Source organism: Mesorhizobium shangrilense, assembly GCF_040537815.1.
GTDB classification, from domain to species: Bacteria; Pseudomonadota; Alphaproteobacteria; order Rhizobiales; family Rhizobiaceae; genus Mesorhizobium; species Mesorhizobium shangrilense.
Window position 1 is genome coordinate 1,336,861 of record NZ_JBEWSZ010000001.1, and the last position, 16,664, is coordinate 1,353,524.

Consider the following 16,664-nt stretch of genomic DNA (forward strand, 5'->3'; position numbering starts at 1 on the left):
CTGCAAAGGGGTTAGCCAGTTCAGGCAACACGGCCGGGCGTCCGCAAGGATGCCTGGCCGATTTCGTTTGCGGTGTCGATGAAAGCCCTGAGCTTGGGGGCCATGGCCGCCCGGCGCGGAAAGTAGAGAAACAATCCCGGTTCATCGATCGAAGCGTCACGCAGCACTTCGACCAGCCGCCCGGCTTCGATATCAGCCCGCACCAGCGGCTCGAACAGATAGGCTAGCCCGATGCCGGCCAGCGCCATCTCATGCGCCGAGAGCGGATCGGTGACGACGACGCTGCCACGCGCCTCGACGCTGACCTCCTTGCCCTGATCGGAAAGGTCCCAGCGGTAGAGCGCGCGCGATCGCAGCAGCCGATAACCTATGCAGTTGTGGCTGGACAGCTCAGCCAAGGTTCGCGGCTTGCCGTGGCGGTCGATATAGGCCGGGGAGGCGACAATGATCGTCCGGAATGATTGGGTGAGCCGCACCGTCACCATGTCCTCGGCGATCATCTCGCCCAGCCTTATGCCGGCGTCGAAGCCTTCGCCGACGATATCGCTCAAGCGCTCGTCGGTCGCGATCTCGACGGTCACATCGGGATAGCGCTGCGCCATCGCCGCCAGGATGGGCATGAGCGCCAGAGGCAGTGCAAGGCGCGGCACGTTGAGCTTGAGCAGCCCGCTCGCTCTGCCTTTCACGGAGCGAATACGCTCGATCCTGTCAGTGATGTCTTCCAGTGCCGGTTCCGCCGCGGCCACCAGCGCTTCGCCGGCTTCAGTAAGCGCGACGCTGCGCGTGGTGCGGGCAAACAGCGGTTGGCCGATCCGCTCTTCCACAAGGCGCACGGCATGGGAGACGGCCGAAGGGCTCATGCCAAGTTCCGCCGCGGCCATCGCAAAGCCGCCGCGCCGTGCCACGGCGACGATAACAGGGAGATGGCCAAGCAGGTCGCGGTCCATTCATGCATGATATCGCATAGCTCATTCAAATAATGCAATCTTATCAAGCAAAGTGAGCGGGAGCATCTAGACGCTGCACCAGAGCCATTCGGCGAAGCAGCAAGGAAGCGATCCATGACCATGTCCCATTACACCCTCGGCAACAGCGGGCTGCGCGTCACCCGTCTGGCGCTCGGCACCATGACCTTCGGCACCGAATGGGGCTGGGGCGCAGACAAGGAGACGGCGCGCGCCATGGTCGACACTTATGTCGAGGCAGGCGGCAATTTCTTCGATACAGCCGACGCCTACACCGGCGGAACCTCCGAGACCTGGCTTGGCGAGTTCATCGCCGAACGCGGTCTGCGCGACAAGGCTGTGATCAGCACCAAGTTCAGCATGAATCTGGAGCAGGGCAATCCAAATGCCGGTGGCAACGGCCGCAAGAACATCATCCGCGCCGTCGAGAGCTCGCTGAAGCGTCTCGGCACCGACTATATCGATCTCTATATCCTGCACTGCTGGGACAGGCTGACTTCGCCGGAAGAGGTGATGCGTACGCTGGATGATCTGGTGCGCGCGGGAAAGATCCGGCATGTCGGCCTCTCCGACGTCCCGGCCTGGTATGCGAGCAGGGCGCAATCCACGGCTGAACAGCGCGGCTATGAACCGGTTTCGGCGCTGCAGCTCGAGTATTCGCTGGCGGAGCGCAACATCGAGCATGAATTCGTGCCGTTCGGCACGCGCTACGGCGCCGGCATCATGGTCTGGAGTCCTCTGGCCAGCGGGCTGCTCAGCGGGAAATACCGCTCCGATACGATCAACAAGGCCGGCGGTCGGCTGGAGACGATGCGCGGCTCTGCCAATCCGGGCTTCCAGAAATTCACCGACCGCAACTGGGCAATCGTAGCCGAACTGGAGAAAGTTGCCGGCGAGCTCGGTCACGGCATGGCGCAGGTCGCCTTGAACTGGGCGGCGACAAGGCCCGGTGTCGCGTCGGTGATCATCGGTGCGACCAGGCTGGACCAGCTCAAGGACAATCTCGGCGCGCTGGATTTCGAGATACCGCAGGAGCTTCTGGCAAGGCTCGATGCGGTCAGCCGGCCGGTCACGCCGTTCCCCTATTCGTTCTTCGGCCCAGAGATCCAGGGCGGCCTCACCGGAGGCCAGGCTGTCGGCGACAAGCCTGCGGGCTACTTCCCGGACTTGCTCATGGCAGGCGCTTTTGCCGGCGTGAGTTAACAAAAGGCGAGAGAATTTCCCGCGTGGGCGCCGCGTGACATCGCGGCGCCCTTCGTGTATCGGAACCCTGTGTTTTGGGTGGCGCTCGCGCAAATGCCGGCCCGGATGCGTCACGCAAAACGATGAGGACCAGATGACGGTGAAGCCCCTCTACCGACGTGTCTTGCTGAAAGCGTCGGGCGAAGCGTTGATGGGTGAGCAGCATTTCGGGATCGACGTGTCGGTTGTCGATCGCATCGCGTCCGATATCGCCGAGGCCCGTGCCCTGGGCATCGAGGTCGGCGTCGTCATCGGCGGCGGCAACATTTTTCGCGGCGTGGCGGTTGCCTCCAAGGGGGGTGACCGGGTGACCGGCGACCACATGGGCATGCTCGCCACTGTCATCAATTCGCTGGCGTTGCGCACCTCGTTGAACAAGATCGGCGTCGACGCCGTGGTACTCTCGGCGATCGCGATGCCTGAGCTTTGCGAGAGCTTTTCGCAGCGGCAGGCGACCGCCTACATGAATCAGGGCAAGGTCGTCATCTTTGCCGGTGGCACGGGCAATCCCTTCTTCACCACTGATTCGGCAGCAGCTCTTCGCGCGGCGGAAATCGGCGCCGACGCGCTGTTCAAGGGCACTCAGGTCGATGGTGTCTATTCGGCCGATCCCAAGAAAGATCCCAGCGCGACGCGTTTCGAGCGCATCAGCCATGCCGAAGTCATAAATCGCGGGCTTTCCATCATGGATACAGCAGCGATTGCACTTGCGCGCGAAAACAACATTCCGATAATCGTCTATTCGATCCACGAAAAAGGTGGTTTTGGCGATATTCTGAGGGGTGGCGGCCGCTGTACGGTCGTCGCGGACAGTTGATCCGGAGCATAGTTGCGAAAACGAGAGACCAGTTTTCGCAATCTGGCTCGAACGCGGGGTTCTCCCCTGAAGCAGTGAATCCGGGGCAGCCGGGTCGAGGAGACAATTATGAGTGGTGAGTACGAAGACCTCAAGCGGCGCATGGATGGGGCGATCGCTGCGTTCAAGCACGACCTGGCTTCGCTTCGGACCGGTCGTGCGTCGAGCAACCTGCTTGATGCAATCCAGGTGCAAGCCTACGGCACCAGCATGCCGATCAACCAGGTGGCCAACGTCTCTGTGCCTGAGCCGCGCATGATTTCGGTGTCGGTATGGGACAAGTCGATGGTCAGCGCTGTGGACCGTGCCATCCGTGAATCCAATCTTGGCTTCAATCCGATCGTGGACGGCACCAATCTCCGGATTCCGTTGCCCGAGCTCAACGAGCAGCGCCGCAAGGAACTGGTCAAGATTTCGCACGGCTATGCCGAGAATGCCCGGGTCGCCGTGCGTCACGTGCGCCGCGACGGCATGGACTTCCTGAAGAAGGCTGAGAAGGACGGCGATATCAGCGAGGACGATCAGCGCAAGCGGTCCGATCAGGTCCAGAAACTCACAGACGAGACGATCAGCACCATCGACCATCTGCTTTCCGATAAGGAAGCTGAAATCATGCAGGTTTAGGGTCCGGCCATCGGCTGGCCCGAAAGCGAAAACATGGCAACGCCCGCGCATGTCGCGATTATCATGGACGGAAATGGACGCTGGGCCAAGGCGCGCGGCCTGCCGCGGCTTGCCGGCCATCGCGCCGGTGTCGAGGCGTTGCGCAAGACGGTGCGGGCAGCGCCTGGCCTCGGCATCTCCTTCCTGACTGTTTACGCCTTTTCGTCCGAGAACTGGTCACGGCCGAAGGCTGAAGTCAGCGACCTGATGGGGCTGCTGAAACTCTTCATCCGCCGCGATCTCGCTGAACTGCACCAGAGCGGCGTACGGGTGCGAATCATCGGCGACCGGGCAGGGCTGCAGGCCGACATCAGAGGCCTTCTCGACGAGGCCGAATCGCTGACGATCCACAACACCTCGCTGACGCTGGTCATCGCCTTCAACTATGGTGGGCGTGATGAGATCGTGCGGACCGCGCGCAAGCTCGCGCAGGCCGTGGCGCGCGGCGAGATCGACAGCGAGGCGATCACCGCCGAGAGCTTTGCCGGCTGTCTCGACACGCAAGGTATTCCCGATCCGGAGCTGGTTATCCGAACCAGCGGCGAGCTCCGGCTATCGAACTTCCTTCTGTGGCAGGCCGCCTATAGCGAGCTCGTCTTCCTGCCCTGCTACTGGCCCGATTTCAGCCGTGAGCACCTCGCGGAGGCCTTGCGCGACTTTGCCGGCCGCGAACGCCGCTTCGGCGGACTGGGCCCGCAAGACGTCGCTTCGCGGCCGGCCGCCGGATGAGCAATCTTCAGCTGCGTGTCATTTCGGCTGTCGTGCTTGCTATTGTTGCGCTTGGCTTGACCTGGCTTGGTGGATTGCCGTTCCGGCTGTTATGCGCCGTGATCGCCGGCGTGATCTTCTACGAATGGACGCGCATGAGCCGTCCTGCCGGCGGTGGCGGGCTTGGCGCGCTTCCGGAAGCGCTTGTGCTGGTTTTCATAGGCGCCCTGATTTCAGGCCTGTCCGCACCCTTGCTGCTGCCTCTTGTCGCGACCGTGGTCGTCATCACCGCTGTTGCTGCCCACGTACGAGGGGCAGGGCAATGGGATGCCTCCGGCGTTGCCTATGCAGCTTTTTCCGGCCTGTCGCTTGCCCTGCTGCGTGACGGCGACCGATCCGGCCTCATCGCCATCCTGTTCCTGTTCGCCGTGGTCTGGGCGACCGATATCTTCGCCTATTTCGTCGGCCGCTCTGTTGGCGGACCCAAACTGGCGCCGTCGATCTCGCCTGGCAAAACACGAAGCGGCGCAGTTGGCGGCGCTGTCGGTGGCGTTGTCGCGGGGCTCGTCCTTGCTGCCGTTGCCGGGGCCGGCAACCTGGCGCTGCTTGGCCTTGTGGCACTCGTGCTTTCGATCGTGGCACAGGCTGGCGATCTTTTCGAATCATGGGTCAAGCGCCGGCACGGCCGCAAGGATTCGGGTACACTGATACCCGGTCACGGCGGCGTCATGGACCGGGTCGACGGGCTTGTCGCAGCAGCCTTCGCCCTGTACCTCATTGGATGGATTTCGGCGACCGCCGATCATCCGGCACACGGGCTGTTTCCGGCTTGAGTGGCACCGTTCCAAGATTAGGCGCACAGGCGCCATGGATTCGCCTCGATTGATGTGACAGTCGCGGCGTGGCCTGCGCCGCGGAAGAATTTGAGGGCATGACTTGAACGATATTCTTCACGCGGTTTTCAGCACGGAGAGCTTTATCCTCGGCACGCTCGTGCCCTTCCTCTTCGTTTTGACGGTGGTGGTGTTCGTCCATGAGATGGGGCACTATCTGGTTGGCCGCTGGTGCGGCATAGGCGTGAGGGCCTTCTCGATAGGCTTCGGCCCGGAGATATTCGGTTTCAACGACCGCCATGGCACGCGCTGGAAACTCTGCGCCATACCGCTCGGCGGATACGTAAAATTTGTTGGCGACATGAACGCCACGTCGAGTCAGCCTAGTTCCGAGGATATCGAAACGCTGACCGACGAAGAGCGCAAGGTGGCGTTCCACACGCAGCCGATCTGGAAGCGCGCGGCGACAGTGGTCGCCGGGCCGCTGTTCAATTTCCTGCTGACGATCGCGGTCTTTGCCGTGCTGTTTGCCGCCTACGGCCGCTATGTCTCGGAGCCGATGGTGGCCGAGGTCACGGCTGAAAGCCCGGCGGCGAAGGCCGGAATTCTTCCTGGCGACCGATTCGTCAGTGTCGATGGAAGCAAGGTCGAGACCTTCGCCGACGTCCAGCGCCTGGTTTCGGGGCGCGCCGGCGACATGATCACCTTCGTCATGCTGCGCGACGGCAAGGAAGTCACCGTGACGGCGACGCCGCGGTTGATGGAGCAGGACGACGCGCTGGGCAACAAGGTCAAGGTGGCGGTGATCGGCGTCGTCAACAACAAGGAACTCGGCCAGCCCCGGCTGATCACCTACAGTCCCGCCGGCGCATTGACGGCCGCGGTCGAGGAAACCGGCCACATCATCCAGCGCACTGGCCAGTTCCTGCAGCGGTTTGTCGTTGGGCGTGAAGACAAATGCCAGCTTGGCGGCCCGGTCAAGATCGCGGACATGGCAGGCAAGGCGGCAAAGCTGGGCTTCGAATGGCTGGTGCAACTGGTCGCGCTGCTCTCTGTCGGCATAGGTATTTTAAACCTTTTGCCGATTCCCCCCCTCGACGGCGGGCATCTCTTGTTCTACGGCGTGGAGGCAGTCATACGGCGGCCAGTGTCGGAGCGGATGATGGAAATGGCCTATAGGGCCGGCATGATTCTCGTGCTGTGTTTTATGGGTTTCGTTTTCTGGAACGATCTGTTTGGATGCTGAAATCATGAAGAAATTTGGCTTTGATACGGCCAATGTTGAGACGGCGTTTACCATGCGTGGGGATATGCGTGACGCGAAAGCCACGCATCAGGGTTAAGTAAATACAAATTAACCAGAAGCCTTGCGTGTAGGGAAAATCCGGTTAATACGGTAGGGGAAATGACCGCACGTCCGGTTTTCTCGCCGTGGGGACTTCGAGAAAAAGGTTATAAAGCCCGATGAAGGCAGCATCCAAGTTTCTGAGCGCCGCGTCCGCGGTTGCCATGTCCGCGGCTCTGGTCGTGCCTGGCGCGCTCGCTGTTCAGTTTGTTGCCACATCCGCCGCCGAGGCGGCCGTTGTCAGCAGGGTTGAGGTTAGCGGCAATCAGCGCATGGACGCCGAGACCATCCGCAATTACATCATGATCAAGCCGGGCAAGCCGTTTTCCAGCGCCGATATCGACGCCGCCGTGAAGGCTCTCTTTGGCACCGGTCTGTTCTCGGATGTGCAGATCAACCAAGTCGGTTCGACCCTGGTCGTCAAGGTTGCCGAATATCAGGTCGTCAACCAGGTCCTGTTCCAGGGCAACAAGAAGCTCAAGGACAACGCGCTTCAAGCCGCCGTGCAGTTGAAGTCGCGCGGCACGTTCTCGCAGGCTGCCCTTGATTCCGACGTCGAGGCGGTGAAGGCCGCGTACAAGCGCATTGGCCGTGACGACGCCGCTGTGACGACGCAGGTCATGCAGCTCGGCGATAACCGCGTGAATGTTGTGTTCAACATCAACGAGGGCGGCCGCACCCAGATCACAGCGATCAATTTCGTCGGCAACAGCGCCTATTCGAGCCGCCGCCTGTCGGACCTGATCAACACCAAGCGCTCATCCTGGCTGTCCTTCGTGCTGCGTGATGACGTTTATGACGAGGACAAGCTGCGCGCTGACCAGGAGCTGCTGCGCCGCTTCTACTACAATCACGGCTATGCCGACTTCCAGGTCGTGTCCGCCGTCGGCGAGCTCGACAGCGCCACGAACAAGTACACCGTCACCATCACCGTGCAGGAAGGCGATCGCTACAATTTCGGCGATATCAGCGTCGAGAGCACGATCCCTGAAGTCGACGGCAAGGCGCTGCAGTCGGTGGTCGAGACGCAAAAGGGCGATGTCTACAACGCCAAGAAGGTTGAGGACTCGATCATCGCGCTGACCGAAAAGGTCGCGGGTTCTGGCTACGCTTTTGCGCAGGTGACACCGCGCGGCGACCGTAATTTCGAAAATCACACCATTTCGGTTGTCTATACGATCGATCAGGGCACCAAGGCCTATGTCGAGCGCATCGAAATCCGGGGCAATGATCGTACGCGCGACTATGTCATTCGCCGCGAGTTCGACGTCAGCGAAGGCGATGCCTTCAACCAGGTTCTCATCCAGCGCGCGAAGAAGCGTCTTGAAGCCCTTGGGTATTTTGAAAAAGTCGACATTTCGACGGTCCCGGGCTCCCAACCCGATCAGGTCGTGCTGGTCGTCGACGTCGTCGAGAAGTCGACCGGTGAGTTCTCGATCGGCGCCGGCTATTCGACCGGTGGTGACACACCCGGCCCGTCAGTCGAAGGTTCGATCACCGAGCGCAACTTCCTCGGTCGTGGCCAGTTCATCAAGCTCTCGGCGGGCGGCGGCAAGAACTCGCGCGACTACGGTCTGTCCTTTACTGAACCCTATTTCCTCGGGCGGCGCATTGCGGCGGGCTTCGATATCTTCAATCAGACGAGGAATTACGATCACTACAACACTGAGACGCTGGGTGCGACCGTGCGGTTCGGTCTGCCAATTACCAACAGCATCTCGACACAGCTGGCGTATAATATCGCGCAGGAGAAGTATTCGTTTGCGGACGGCTGTTTGACAAATGGGGCTCTCGATCCCTCGCTGTGTACGGTGTCCCAGGCGATCCAGCAGGGCGTGGCAGAAAGCCCGTGGCTCAAGTCGTCGGTCAGTGTCGGACTGGTCTACAACACCATCGATGACATGAAGAACCCTCACGAAGGCCTCTACGCCAATACGAGCGTGGAAGTGGCTGGTCTCGGTGGTGACGCGAAGTTCGTGAAGCTGACCGCGCGCGGAAGCGTTTATCAAACGCTGTCTGAACAACTCGATCTGGTCGGGCTCGTGTCCGGCGGCGCCGGATATGTCGAAGGTTATGGTAGCAATGGGCTGCGCATTTTCGATCAGTTCCAGAGCACAGACCGCATGATCCGTGGTTTTGCTTATGGTGGTATCGGCCCGATTGCCAATGATAACAGCGGTGATCACTTAGGCGGCACGACCTATTTCAATGCTTCGGCCGAGGCACAGTTTCCGATGCCGGTAATTCCGGAGAGCTTCGGTCTTCGCGGCGCGGTGTTTGCCGATGCGGCAACCCTCTATGGCAGCAAGCTTGCATCTGGTTTGGTGTTGCCAGGGTCAGCAGATATGCAATTGCGTGCTTCGGTCGGCGTCGGTCTGATGTGGGCGTCACCCTTTGGCCCGATCCGCATCGACTATGCGATCCCGATCAAAAAGCAGCCGACCGACAATGTGCAGGAATTCAACTTCGGCATAGCGACCCGTTTCTGATCGGCGGGCAAGAGTGCTTCCGGACCATTTTGGTCCGGAAGCAAGTGTCCCGACCTAGCTGGATAATGCTTCTGGAATGACCGATCCGGTGTTCTTCGCGCCCTCACGCCGGTATACGGCGGGCGAAGTCGCGAATCTGACCGGCTCCGTGCTTGTCGATTCCGACCACTCCCAAGTATCGATCGAGGCTCTGGCGCCCGCGAGCGAAGGCGGAGAGAACGCGCTTGTCTTCGTTGACGGCAGGCGCAACTCCGCGCTCATGCCGTCCCTGCGTGCGGCAGCCGTCCTGTGTCCCGCCGAATTTGCCGGCAAGGCGCCCGCGGGCATCGCGGTTCTCATCCATCCACGCCCGCAGCAGGCTTTTGCGTTTGTTGGACGCCTGCTTTTTCCGACAGCAGCGACACCGGGGCCGATCACCAGCGAAACCGGCGTTTCGCCACAGGCGCATGTCGATCCGACTGCCCATATAGAGGCGGGCGTGATCATCGAAGCCGGCGCCGTCGTTGGACCTCGCGCGTCCATCGGCAGCGGAACCGTCATCGCCCCCAACGCAGTCATAGGCCCGTCCTGCCAGATCGGCCGCGACGGCTATATCGGCCCGGGTGCCAGCATCCAGTACGCCCTGATCGGCAATCGCGTGATCATCCATGGCGGGGCCAGGATCGGTCAGGATGGCTTTGGGTTCGTTGCCGGCGCCAAGGGCCCTGAACGTGTCCCGCAGATCGGGCGCGTCGTCATCCAGGACGATGTCGAGATTGGTTCGAACACCACGGTCGATCGCGGCGCGATGTCCGATACGGTCATCGGCCAGGGCAGCAAGATCGACAATCTGGTGCAGATCGCCCATAACGTTCGCATCGGTCGCAATTGCATCGTGGCCGGGCTTTCGGGTATTTCGGGCTCCGTAACCGTGGGTGACAACGTCACCATGGGCGGTGGTGTCGGGCTTGCGGATCACCTGACCATCGGGACAGGGGCCAAGCTTGCCGCGAGAAGTGGGTTCATGAGCAATGTTCCCGCTGGCGAGATTTGGGGGGGATACCCTGCGCAGCCAATGGCGGAAGCCATGCGGGAGATAGCCGCGCTGCGTAAACTTGCCAGAGCGCGCAAACAGGGTGACGGAGGCAATGGCTGATATGGTAGCGGCGACGACGCTCGAAGCGGTCGACATAATGGGGCTGATGAAGCTCCTGCCGCATCGGTATCCGTTCCTGATGATCGATCGCATCATCGACATCGATGGCGACGAATCCGCTATCGGCATCAAGAACGTGACCATAAACGAGCCGCATTTCCAAGGTCATTTCCCCGATCAGCCGGTAATGCCGGGCGTGCTGATCGTCGAGGCGATGGCGCAGACGGCCGGAGCCATCTGCATCCGCAGCCTTGGCGCTTCAAAACCTTCGCTGGTCTATTTCCTGACCATAGACAATGCCAAGTTCCGTAAACCGGTCGTTCCTGGTGACCAACTGAAGATTTATGTGAAGAAAATCAAGAAACGCGGCAACCTTCTCAAATTCGCCTGCGAGGCTCTGGTCGACGGCGCCAAGGCCGCCGAAGCGGATATCTCGGCGATGATGGTGACGAGCGACTGACGATCGAAATGCTTATGAAGATTCAGACATTCATCCATCCTTCCTCTGTCGTCGAGACAGGCGCTCAAATAGGCGAGGGCGCTCGCATCGGGCCGTTCTGTCACATCAGTGCGGACGCAGTCATCGGCGACGGCGTCGAACTGGTCAGCCATGTCTCGGTGATGGGCGCGACAACCATTGGTGCCGGCACCAAGGTCTATCCGATGGCGATACTGGGGGGACCACCGCAGAACACCAAGCACAAGGGCGGTCGCACCACGCTGGTCATCGGCAAGAATTGCACGATCCGCGAAGGTGTCACCATGCACCTCGGCACGGATTCCAGCCGTGGCGAAACGACGATCGGCGACAACGGCAATTTCCTCGCCTATGCCCACATCGCTCATGACTGCATCGTCGGCAACAACGCGACTTTCGCCAATGGCGCGACCCTGGGCGGCCACTGCGAGATCGGCAACAACGTCTATATCGGTGGCCTGACCGCCGTTCATCAGTTCGTGCGCGTCGGCGACAATGCCTTTCTGGGCGGTTGCTCGGCAATTGTCGGTGACGTCATTCCCTATGCGATCGCGGTCGGCAATCGCGCCAGCTTGCGCGGATTGAATATCATCGGGTTGAAGCGCTCCGGCCTGCCGCGTTCCGAAATCCACCTGCTGCGCAAGGCCTACCGGACGATCTTCGATCGCAGCCGCACCGTTGGCGAGAACATTGAATTCGCCAGGGCTGAATTCGGTTCGTCGCCGACAGCCATGAAGATCGTCGATTTCATCTCCAGCCGCGGCAAGCGGCACTATGCCGTTCCGTCGCTCAAGGGTGGCGATGGCGACGATGCCGATGACGAAGACTGAGGTCGCCGGAACGGGTCTCGTACTCGCGCCGGGCGACAGGGTCGGCATCATCGCCGGCGGCGGTAGCCTGCCAGTCGAAGTCGCTGCAGGCCTGGCAGAGGGCGGACATCCGCCGGTCATCATCCTGATCGAAGGCCAGGCCGACCGTCAGTCCGACCTGTCGTCCTATGAGCATGAAAGCCTCGCTCTGGAAGACATTGGCGCGCTGGTCGCATTGCTGCGGCGCCGGAAGATCAGCCATCTGGTTCTTGCTGGCGAGATCAAGCGCCGGCCGCGGCTGGTCGATATGCGGCCGAGCCTTAGCTTGCTGGCCGTGATACCTTCCGTGGTCATGGCGCTTGCGCGCGGCGATGACGGCCTGTTGAAGATCCTGACCCGGAGGCTGGAGGCGCGGGGCGTCAAGGTCGTCGGCGCGCATGAGGTCGTGCCCCGACTTGTCGCGACCGAGGGGCCGCTGACCAAGGCATTGCCGCGAAAGTCGGACTGGCGCGATATCGAGGCAGCATACGCGGCGGCAAAGGCCATCGGCGCGCTGGACATTGGCCAGGCGGCCATTGCGATCGGCGGCCGCGCGATCGCCCTGGAAGGCATCGAGGGCACGAGCGGACTGCTTGAGCGCACCAAGCAGTTGCGCGGCCATGGCAGGCTGGCTGGCAAGACGCGCGGTGTCCTGGTCAAATGCGCCAAGCCTGGTCAGGAGTTGCGCGCCGATCTGCCCTCCATCGGCCCGCGGACGGTCGAGGCGGCGCATGCCGCCGGGCTTGCCGGCATTGCCGTCGAAGCCGGTCGTTCGCTGGTCCTCGAAGGTCCCGTCGTCGTCGAGCGCGCCAATGCGCTCGGCCTGTTCGTGGTCGGCCTGCCTGCCGCGGAGCTGACGCATGGCAGCTGAGAAGCCCCTGAAGATCGCCATCGTGGCCGGTGAGGAGTCCGGTGACGTGCTCGGCGCCGACATCGTGCAAGCCCTGAAGCGCATGACCGGACGCGAGGTGCAACTCGTCGGCATCGGCGGGCGGCATCTACGGGCACTTGGATTGGTGCCACTGTTCGAAGGGGCCGAGATCGCCCTGATGGGGCTCAGCGCCATCCTGCGCGATCTGCCGCGCCTGATGCGGCGGATCAACCAGACGGCAAGTGCTGTCGCCGGCGAAAAGCCCGACTGCCTCATCACCATCGACAGCCCGGACTTTTCGCTGCGCGTCGCCAGAAAGGTCCGCACGGCCAATCCGTCGATCCCGATCATCCACTATGTATGCCCGAGCGTCTGGGCCTGGCGGCCGGGCAGGGCGGCGGCGATGAAGCCCTATGTCGATCACATTCTCTGCATCCTGCCTTTCGAGGTGAAGGAACTCAGCCGTCTGAACGGCCCGCCTGGCACCTATGTCGGGCACCGCCTTGCGCACGATCCGGGCGTGCTGGGCGCTGCCAAGGCGCAGAGCTTGCCGCGCGACTTGTCGGGTGATCGTGTCAGGACGCTGCTGGTGCTGCCGGGCTCGCGGCGCGGCGAGGTGAGCCGGCTAATTGACCCGTTCGGCGAGACTGTCTCGATACTACGCGCGCGCGGACACCGCTTGCGTCTGCTTTTGCCGACGGTGCCGCATGTCGCCGACCTGGTCAGGACTTCGGTCGCGCGCTGGGACGAGAAGCCGGAGATCATCCTCGATCCCGAACGCAAATGGCAGGCCTTCGGCAAGGCGGATGCTGCGCTGATCGCGTCGGGAACGGTGTCGCTGGAACTGGCGTTGTCTGGAGTGCCGATGATCTCGTGCTACCGGCTTGATCCGGTCATGCGAGTGGTTCAGGGGCTGGTCACCATCTGGAGTGCCGCCTTGCCCAACCTGATCGCCGATCAGGCGATTGTGCCTGAGCACTACAACCAATATGTGCGGCCGCGCTATCTGGCGCGCCAGCTTGAAAGTCTCTTTTCAGACACCGCCTATCGCGCCTGGCAAAAGGACGGCTTTGCCGAAGTCGCGAGGCGCATGGCCACCGACAAGCCGTCCGGCGAGATCGCGGCAGGCGTTGTGCTTCGCCATATAAAAAAGGCGCCCTGAAAGGCGCCTTTTTCAATCAAGAGAACTCTCCGATCAGCGCTTGGCGATCGGCACGTAGTCACGCTCCGGCGCGCCGGTATAGAGCTGGCGCGGACGGCCGATCTTCTGGCGCGGATCCTCGATCATTTCCTTCCACTGCGCGATCCAGCCGACGGTGCGGGCGACCGCGAACAGCACGGTGAACATGGTGGTGGGGAAGCCCAATGCCTTCAGCGTGATGCCGGAATAGAAGTCGACATTCGGGTAGAGCTTCTTCTCGATGAAATAGGGATCGGTCAGAGCGATCTTTTCCAGCTCCATGGCGATGTCGAGCAGCGGATCGTCCTTGATGCCGAGTTCGCCCAGAACTTCATGCGCTGTCTTCTGCATGATCTTGGCACGAGGATCGTAGTTCTTGTAGACGCGGTGGCCAAAGCCCATCAGCCGGAACGGATCGTTCTTGTCCTTGGCGCGGGCGATGAATTCCGGGATGTGATCGACATGGCCGATCTCGCCCAGCATGTTCAGCGCCGCTTCATTGGCGCCGCCGTGAGCCGGGCCCCACAGGCAGGCGATGCCTGCGGCGATGCAAGCGAACGGGTTGGCGCCCGACGAGCCGGCAAGGCGGACCGTCGAGGTCGAGGCGTTCTGCTCGTGATCGGCGTGCAGGATGAAGATGCGCTCCATTGCGCGTGCCAGCACCGGGTTGATCTTGTATTCCTCGCACGGCACGGCAAAGCACATATGCAGGAAGTTGGCGGCGAAGTTCAGCTCGTTCTTCGGATAAATGAAGGGCTGGCCGATGTGGTATTTGTAGGCCATGGCCGCGATCGTCGGCATCTTGGCAATCAGCCGCATGGAGGCAATCATGCGCTGGTACGGGTCGGAGATGTCGGTGGAGTCGTGGTAGAAGGCCGACAGGGCGCCGACCACGCCGCACATGACAGCCATCGGGTGCGCATCGCGGCGGAAGCCGGTGAAGAAGCGCGACATCTGCTCGTGCACCATGGTGTGGCGCGTCACGCGGTAGTCGAAATCGTCCTTCTGCGCCTTGGTCGGCAATTCGCCGTAGAGCAGGAGATAGCAGACCTCGAGGAAGTCACCATGTTCGGCCAACTGGTCGATCGGATAGCCGCGATGAAGGAGGATGCCGGCGTCGCCGTCGATGAAGGTGATTTCCGACTCGCAGCTTGCCGTCGAGGTGAAGCCGGGATCGTAGGTGAAGGCGCCGGTGGTGCTGTAGAGCGTGGCGATGTCGATGACATCGGGACCGACAGAGCCGCTTCGCACCTTGAATTCATGAGTCTTGCCCGCGAATTCAAGCTTTGCCGTAGCCTCTTGGGTTTTGCCGCCAAATTCCAGTTTTGTCGCAGCTTCGGTCATTGCAAACTCCTTCTTGTTTCCTCATGCCGGCAAAGGCAAATTCTGCAAAGCGACACGTCGAAATCACCGGAATGCGCGTATTCGCCACCGCATTTTGGGGGGTGCGTGCCAGATTGGGCCAAGGCCTAATGTTGCACTGCGAAACGCGCCTTTCAATGCCAATCTTCTTGGGCCAGTTTGCTCCTAATCGATTTGATCCGCTATGCGCGCCAGGCTCTCCTCGCGCCCGAGCACTGCAAGCACGTCGAACACTCCCGGCGAAGTGCTTTTCCCGGTCAGTGCAGCGCGCAACGGTTGGGCCACAGCCCCTAACTTGTGACCGCCGGCCAGTGCGTAGTCGCGAATCGCGGCCTCCACCGTGGCCGCCGTCCAGTCGCCCGTAAGCGCGTTCAAAGCTTCGTGAGCGCCCCGTAGAATCTTGCGGGCGTCGTCATTGAGCACCAGTGCGGCCTTGTCGTCGATCGGCAGCGGCCGTGTGGCAAACAGGAAGGCTGCGCCATCGACCAGTTCGACCAACGTCTTGGCGCGCTCCTTCAAGCCCGGCAATGCGGTCAGCAGTTGCGCCTTGTTGTGGTCGTCCAGGCGTGCGGCCATTGCCGGACCGCCCTCGAGATAGGGCAAGGTGGCAATGAAGATATCGAACAGTTCGGCATCGGCCATGCGACGCATGTGCGCGCCGTTGATCGCCTCGAGCTTGGCGAAGTCGAAGCGGGCAGCGCCCTTGTTGACGTCGCCGATGTCGAACCAGGAGATCATGTCCTTGATGGACATGATCTCGTCATCGCCGTGGCTCCAGCCGAGGCGCGCCAGGTAGTTGAGAAGAGCCTCGGGCAGATAACCCATGGCACGATAGGCTTCGACGCCGAGCGCACCATGCCGCTTCGACAGCTTGGCGCCATCGGCGCCATGGATCAGCGGGATGTGCGACATCGACGGCACGTCCCAGCCCATGGCGTTGTAGATCACGGTCTGGCGGGCGGCATTGGTCAGGTGATCGTCACCACGGATGATATGGGTGACGCCCATGTCGTGGTCATCGACGACGACGGCATGCATGTAGGTCGGATTGCCGTCCGAGCGCAGGATGATGAAATCGTCGAGATCCTTGTTGGGGAATCGTACCTCGCCCTGCACGCGGTCGTGCACCACGGTTTCGCCCTCAGTCGGCGCCTTGATGCGGATGGCGCCCTTGACGCCGGGAGGTGCCTCGGACGGGGCGCGGTCGCGCCACTGGCCATTGTAGCGCGGCGGCAGACCCTTGGCACGCGCCGCCTCGCGCATCGCCTCGAGCTCGGCGGGTGTCTCGTAGCTGTAGTAGGCCTTGCCCATGCGCACGAGCTCTTCTGCCACCTCGCGGTGGCGCGGCGCGCGCTCGAATTGCGACACGGCCTCACCATCCCAGGAAAGGCCGAGCCAGGTGAGCCCATCGAGAATGGCCGCCGTCGCCGCGTCGCTGGAACGTTCGCGGTCGGTATCCTCGATACGCAGCACCATCGTGCCGCCGGTATGCTTGGCATACAGCCAGTTGAACAGCGCCGTGCGGGCGCCACCAATATGCAGGTAGCCGGTGGGCGAGGGAGCAAAGCGTGTGATGACCTTGTCGGACATGGGACTCTCGGAAGGCGTGTGAGGCTTGTCTGGTTTCGCGGACTTTCGCGCGTTGCGCGTTCATGTAGCATAGGAGGTCGAGGGCGCAAGGGGCAGACC

At 61.8% G+C, this 16,664-nt stretch carries 15 protein-coding genes; 12 read left to right on the plus strand and 3 right to left on the minus strand.

Annotation, left to right across the window (positions count from 1 at the left end; all coding sequences use genetic code 11):
• Positions 1-20 precede the first annotated feature (20 nt).
• Positions 21-947: a LysR family transcriptional regulator gene (locus tag ABVQ20_RS06775; protein ID WP_354458768.1), complete on the minus strand. Its 927-nt coding sequence runs from the start codon at positions 945-947 to the stop codon at positions 21-23.
• A gap of 114 nt (positions 948-1,061) precedes the next feature.
• Here ABVQ20_RS06775 and ABVQ20_RS06780 point away from each other — a divergent pair, with 114 nt between their 5' ends.
• From ABVQ20_RS06780 to lpxB, 12 genes are all read left to right on the plus strand, one after another.
• A complete protein-coding gene (locus ABVQ20_RS06780; protein ID WP_354458769.1) occupies positions 1,062-2,168 on the plus strand; it encodes an aldo/keto reductase in 1,107 nt (368 codons plus the stop codon).
• Positions 2,169-2,301: 133 nt separating this feature from the next.
• Entirely contained in the window at positions 2,302-3,024 is a 723-nt protein-coding gene (gene pyrH / locus ABVQ20_RS06785) for a UMP kinase (protein WP_354458770.1), read from the plus strand.
• 108 nt (positions 3,025-3,132) lie between these two features.
• A complete protein-coding gene (frr, locus tag ABVQ20_RS06790) occupies positions 3,133-3,687 on the plus strand; it encodes a ribosome recycling factor (protein ID WP_354458771.1) in 555 nt (184 codons plus the stop codon).
• Positions 3,688-3,720: 33 nt separating this feature from the next.
• Entirely contained in the window at positions 3,721-4,455 is a 735-nt protein-coding gene (locus tag ABVQ20_RS06795; protein ID WP_354458772.1) for an isoprenyl transferase, read from the plus strand.
• Entirely contained in the window at positions 4,452-5,267 is an 816-nt protein-coding gene (locus ABVQ20_RS06800; protein ID WP_354458773.1) for a phosphatidate cytidylyltransferase, read from the plus strand. The genes ABVQ20_RS06795 and ABVQ20_RS06800 overlap by 4 nt, the downstream gene beginning before the upstream one ends.
• 103 nt (positions 5,268-5,370) lie before the next feature.
• On the plus strand, positions 5,371-6,513 hold the full coding sequence (rseP, locus tag ABVQ20_RS06805) for an RIP metalloprotease RseP (RefSeq protein WP_354458774.1): 1,143 nt from the start codon (positions 5,371-5,373) through the stop codon (positions 6,511-6,513).
• Positions 6,514-6,731: 218 nt separating this feature from the next.
• Positions 6,732-9,101 carry an outer membrane protein assembly factor BamA gene (gene bamA / locus ABVQ20_RS06810; RefSeq protein WP_354458775.1) on the plus strand — a complete coding sequence of 790 codons (2,370 nt, stop codon included), beginning with the start codon at positions 6,732-6,734 and terminating at the stop codon, positions 9,099-9,101.
• Between the two features lie 76 nt (positions 9,102-9,177).
• Complete coding sequence (gene lpxD, locus ABVQ20_RS06815) at positions 9,178-10,236, plus strand: UDP-3-O-(3-hydroxymyristoyl)glucosamine N-acyltransferase (protein ID WP_354458776.1); 1,059 nt, start codon at positions 9,178-9,180, stop codon at positions 10,234-10,236.
• Positions 10,229-10,696 (plus strand): 3-hydroxyacyl-ACP dehydratase FabZ, encoded by a 468-nt coding sequence (gene fabZ, locus ABVQ20_RS06820; RefSeq protein ID WP_354458777.1) that lies wholly within the window; start codon positions 10,229-10,231, stop codon positions 10,694-10,696. Before lpxD ends, fabZ begins: the two co-directional genes overlap by 8 nt.
• A gap of 14 nt (positions 10,697-10,710) precedes the next feature.
• Complete coding sequence (lpxA, locus tag ABVQ20_RS06825; protein WP_354458778.1) at positions 10,711-11,544, plus strand: acyl-ACP--UDP-N-acetylglucosamine O-acyltransferase; 834 nt, start codon at positions 10,711-10,713, stop codon at positions 11,542-11,544.
• Entirely contained in the window at positions 11,531-12,433 is a 903-nt protein-coding gene (locus ABVQ20_RS06830; protein WP_354458779.1) for an LpxI family protein, read from the plus strand. The genes lpxA and ABVQ20_RS06830 overlap by 14 nt, the downstream gene beginning before the upstream one ends.
• Positions 12,423-13,595: a lipid-A-disaccharide synthase gene (gene lpxB / locus ABVQ20_RS06835; protein ID WP_354458780.1), complete on the plus strand. Its 1,173-nt coding sequence runs from the start codon at positions 12,423-12,425 to the stop codon at positions 13,593-13,595. Before ABVQ20_RS06830 ends, lpxB begins: the two co-directional genes overlap by 11 nt.
• A gap of 33 nt (positions 13,596-13,628) precedes the next feature.
• On the opposite strand, the gene gltA is transcribed toward lpxB, so the two are convergent.
• Together gltA and gltX are read right to left on the minus strand one after the other, a co-directional pair.
• On the minus strand, positions 13,629-14,957 hold the full coding sequence (gltA, locus tag ABVQ20_RS06840) for a citrate synthase (RefSeq protein WP_227347210.1): 1,329 nt from the start codon (positions 14,955-14,957) through the stop codon (positions 13,629-13,631).
• A 183-nt stretch (positions 14,958-15,140) separates the two neighbouring features.
• On the minus strand, positions 15,141-16,565 hold the full coding sequence (gene gltX / locus ABVQ20_RS06845; RefSeq protein ID WP_354458781.1) for a glutamate--tRNA ligase: 1,425 nt from the start codon (positions 16,563-16,565) through the stop codon (positions 15,141-15,143).
• Positions 16,566-16,664: the final 99 nt, after the last annotated feature.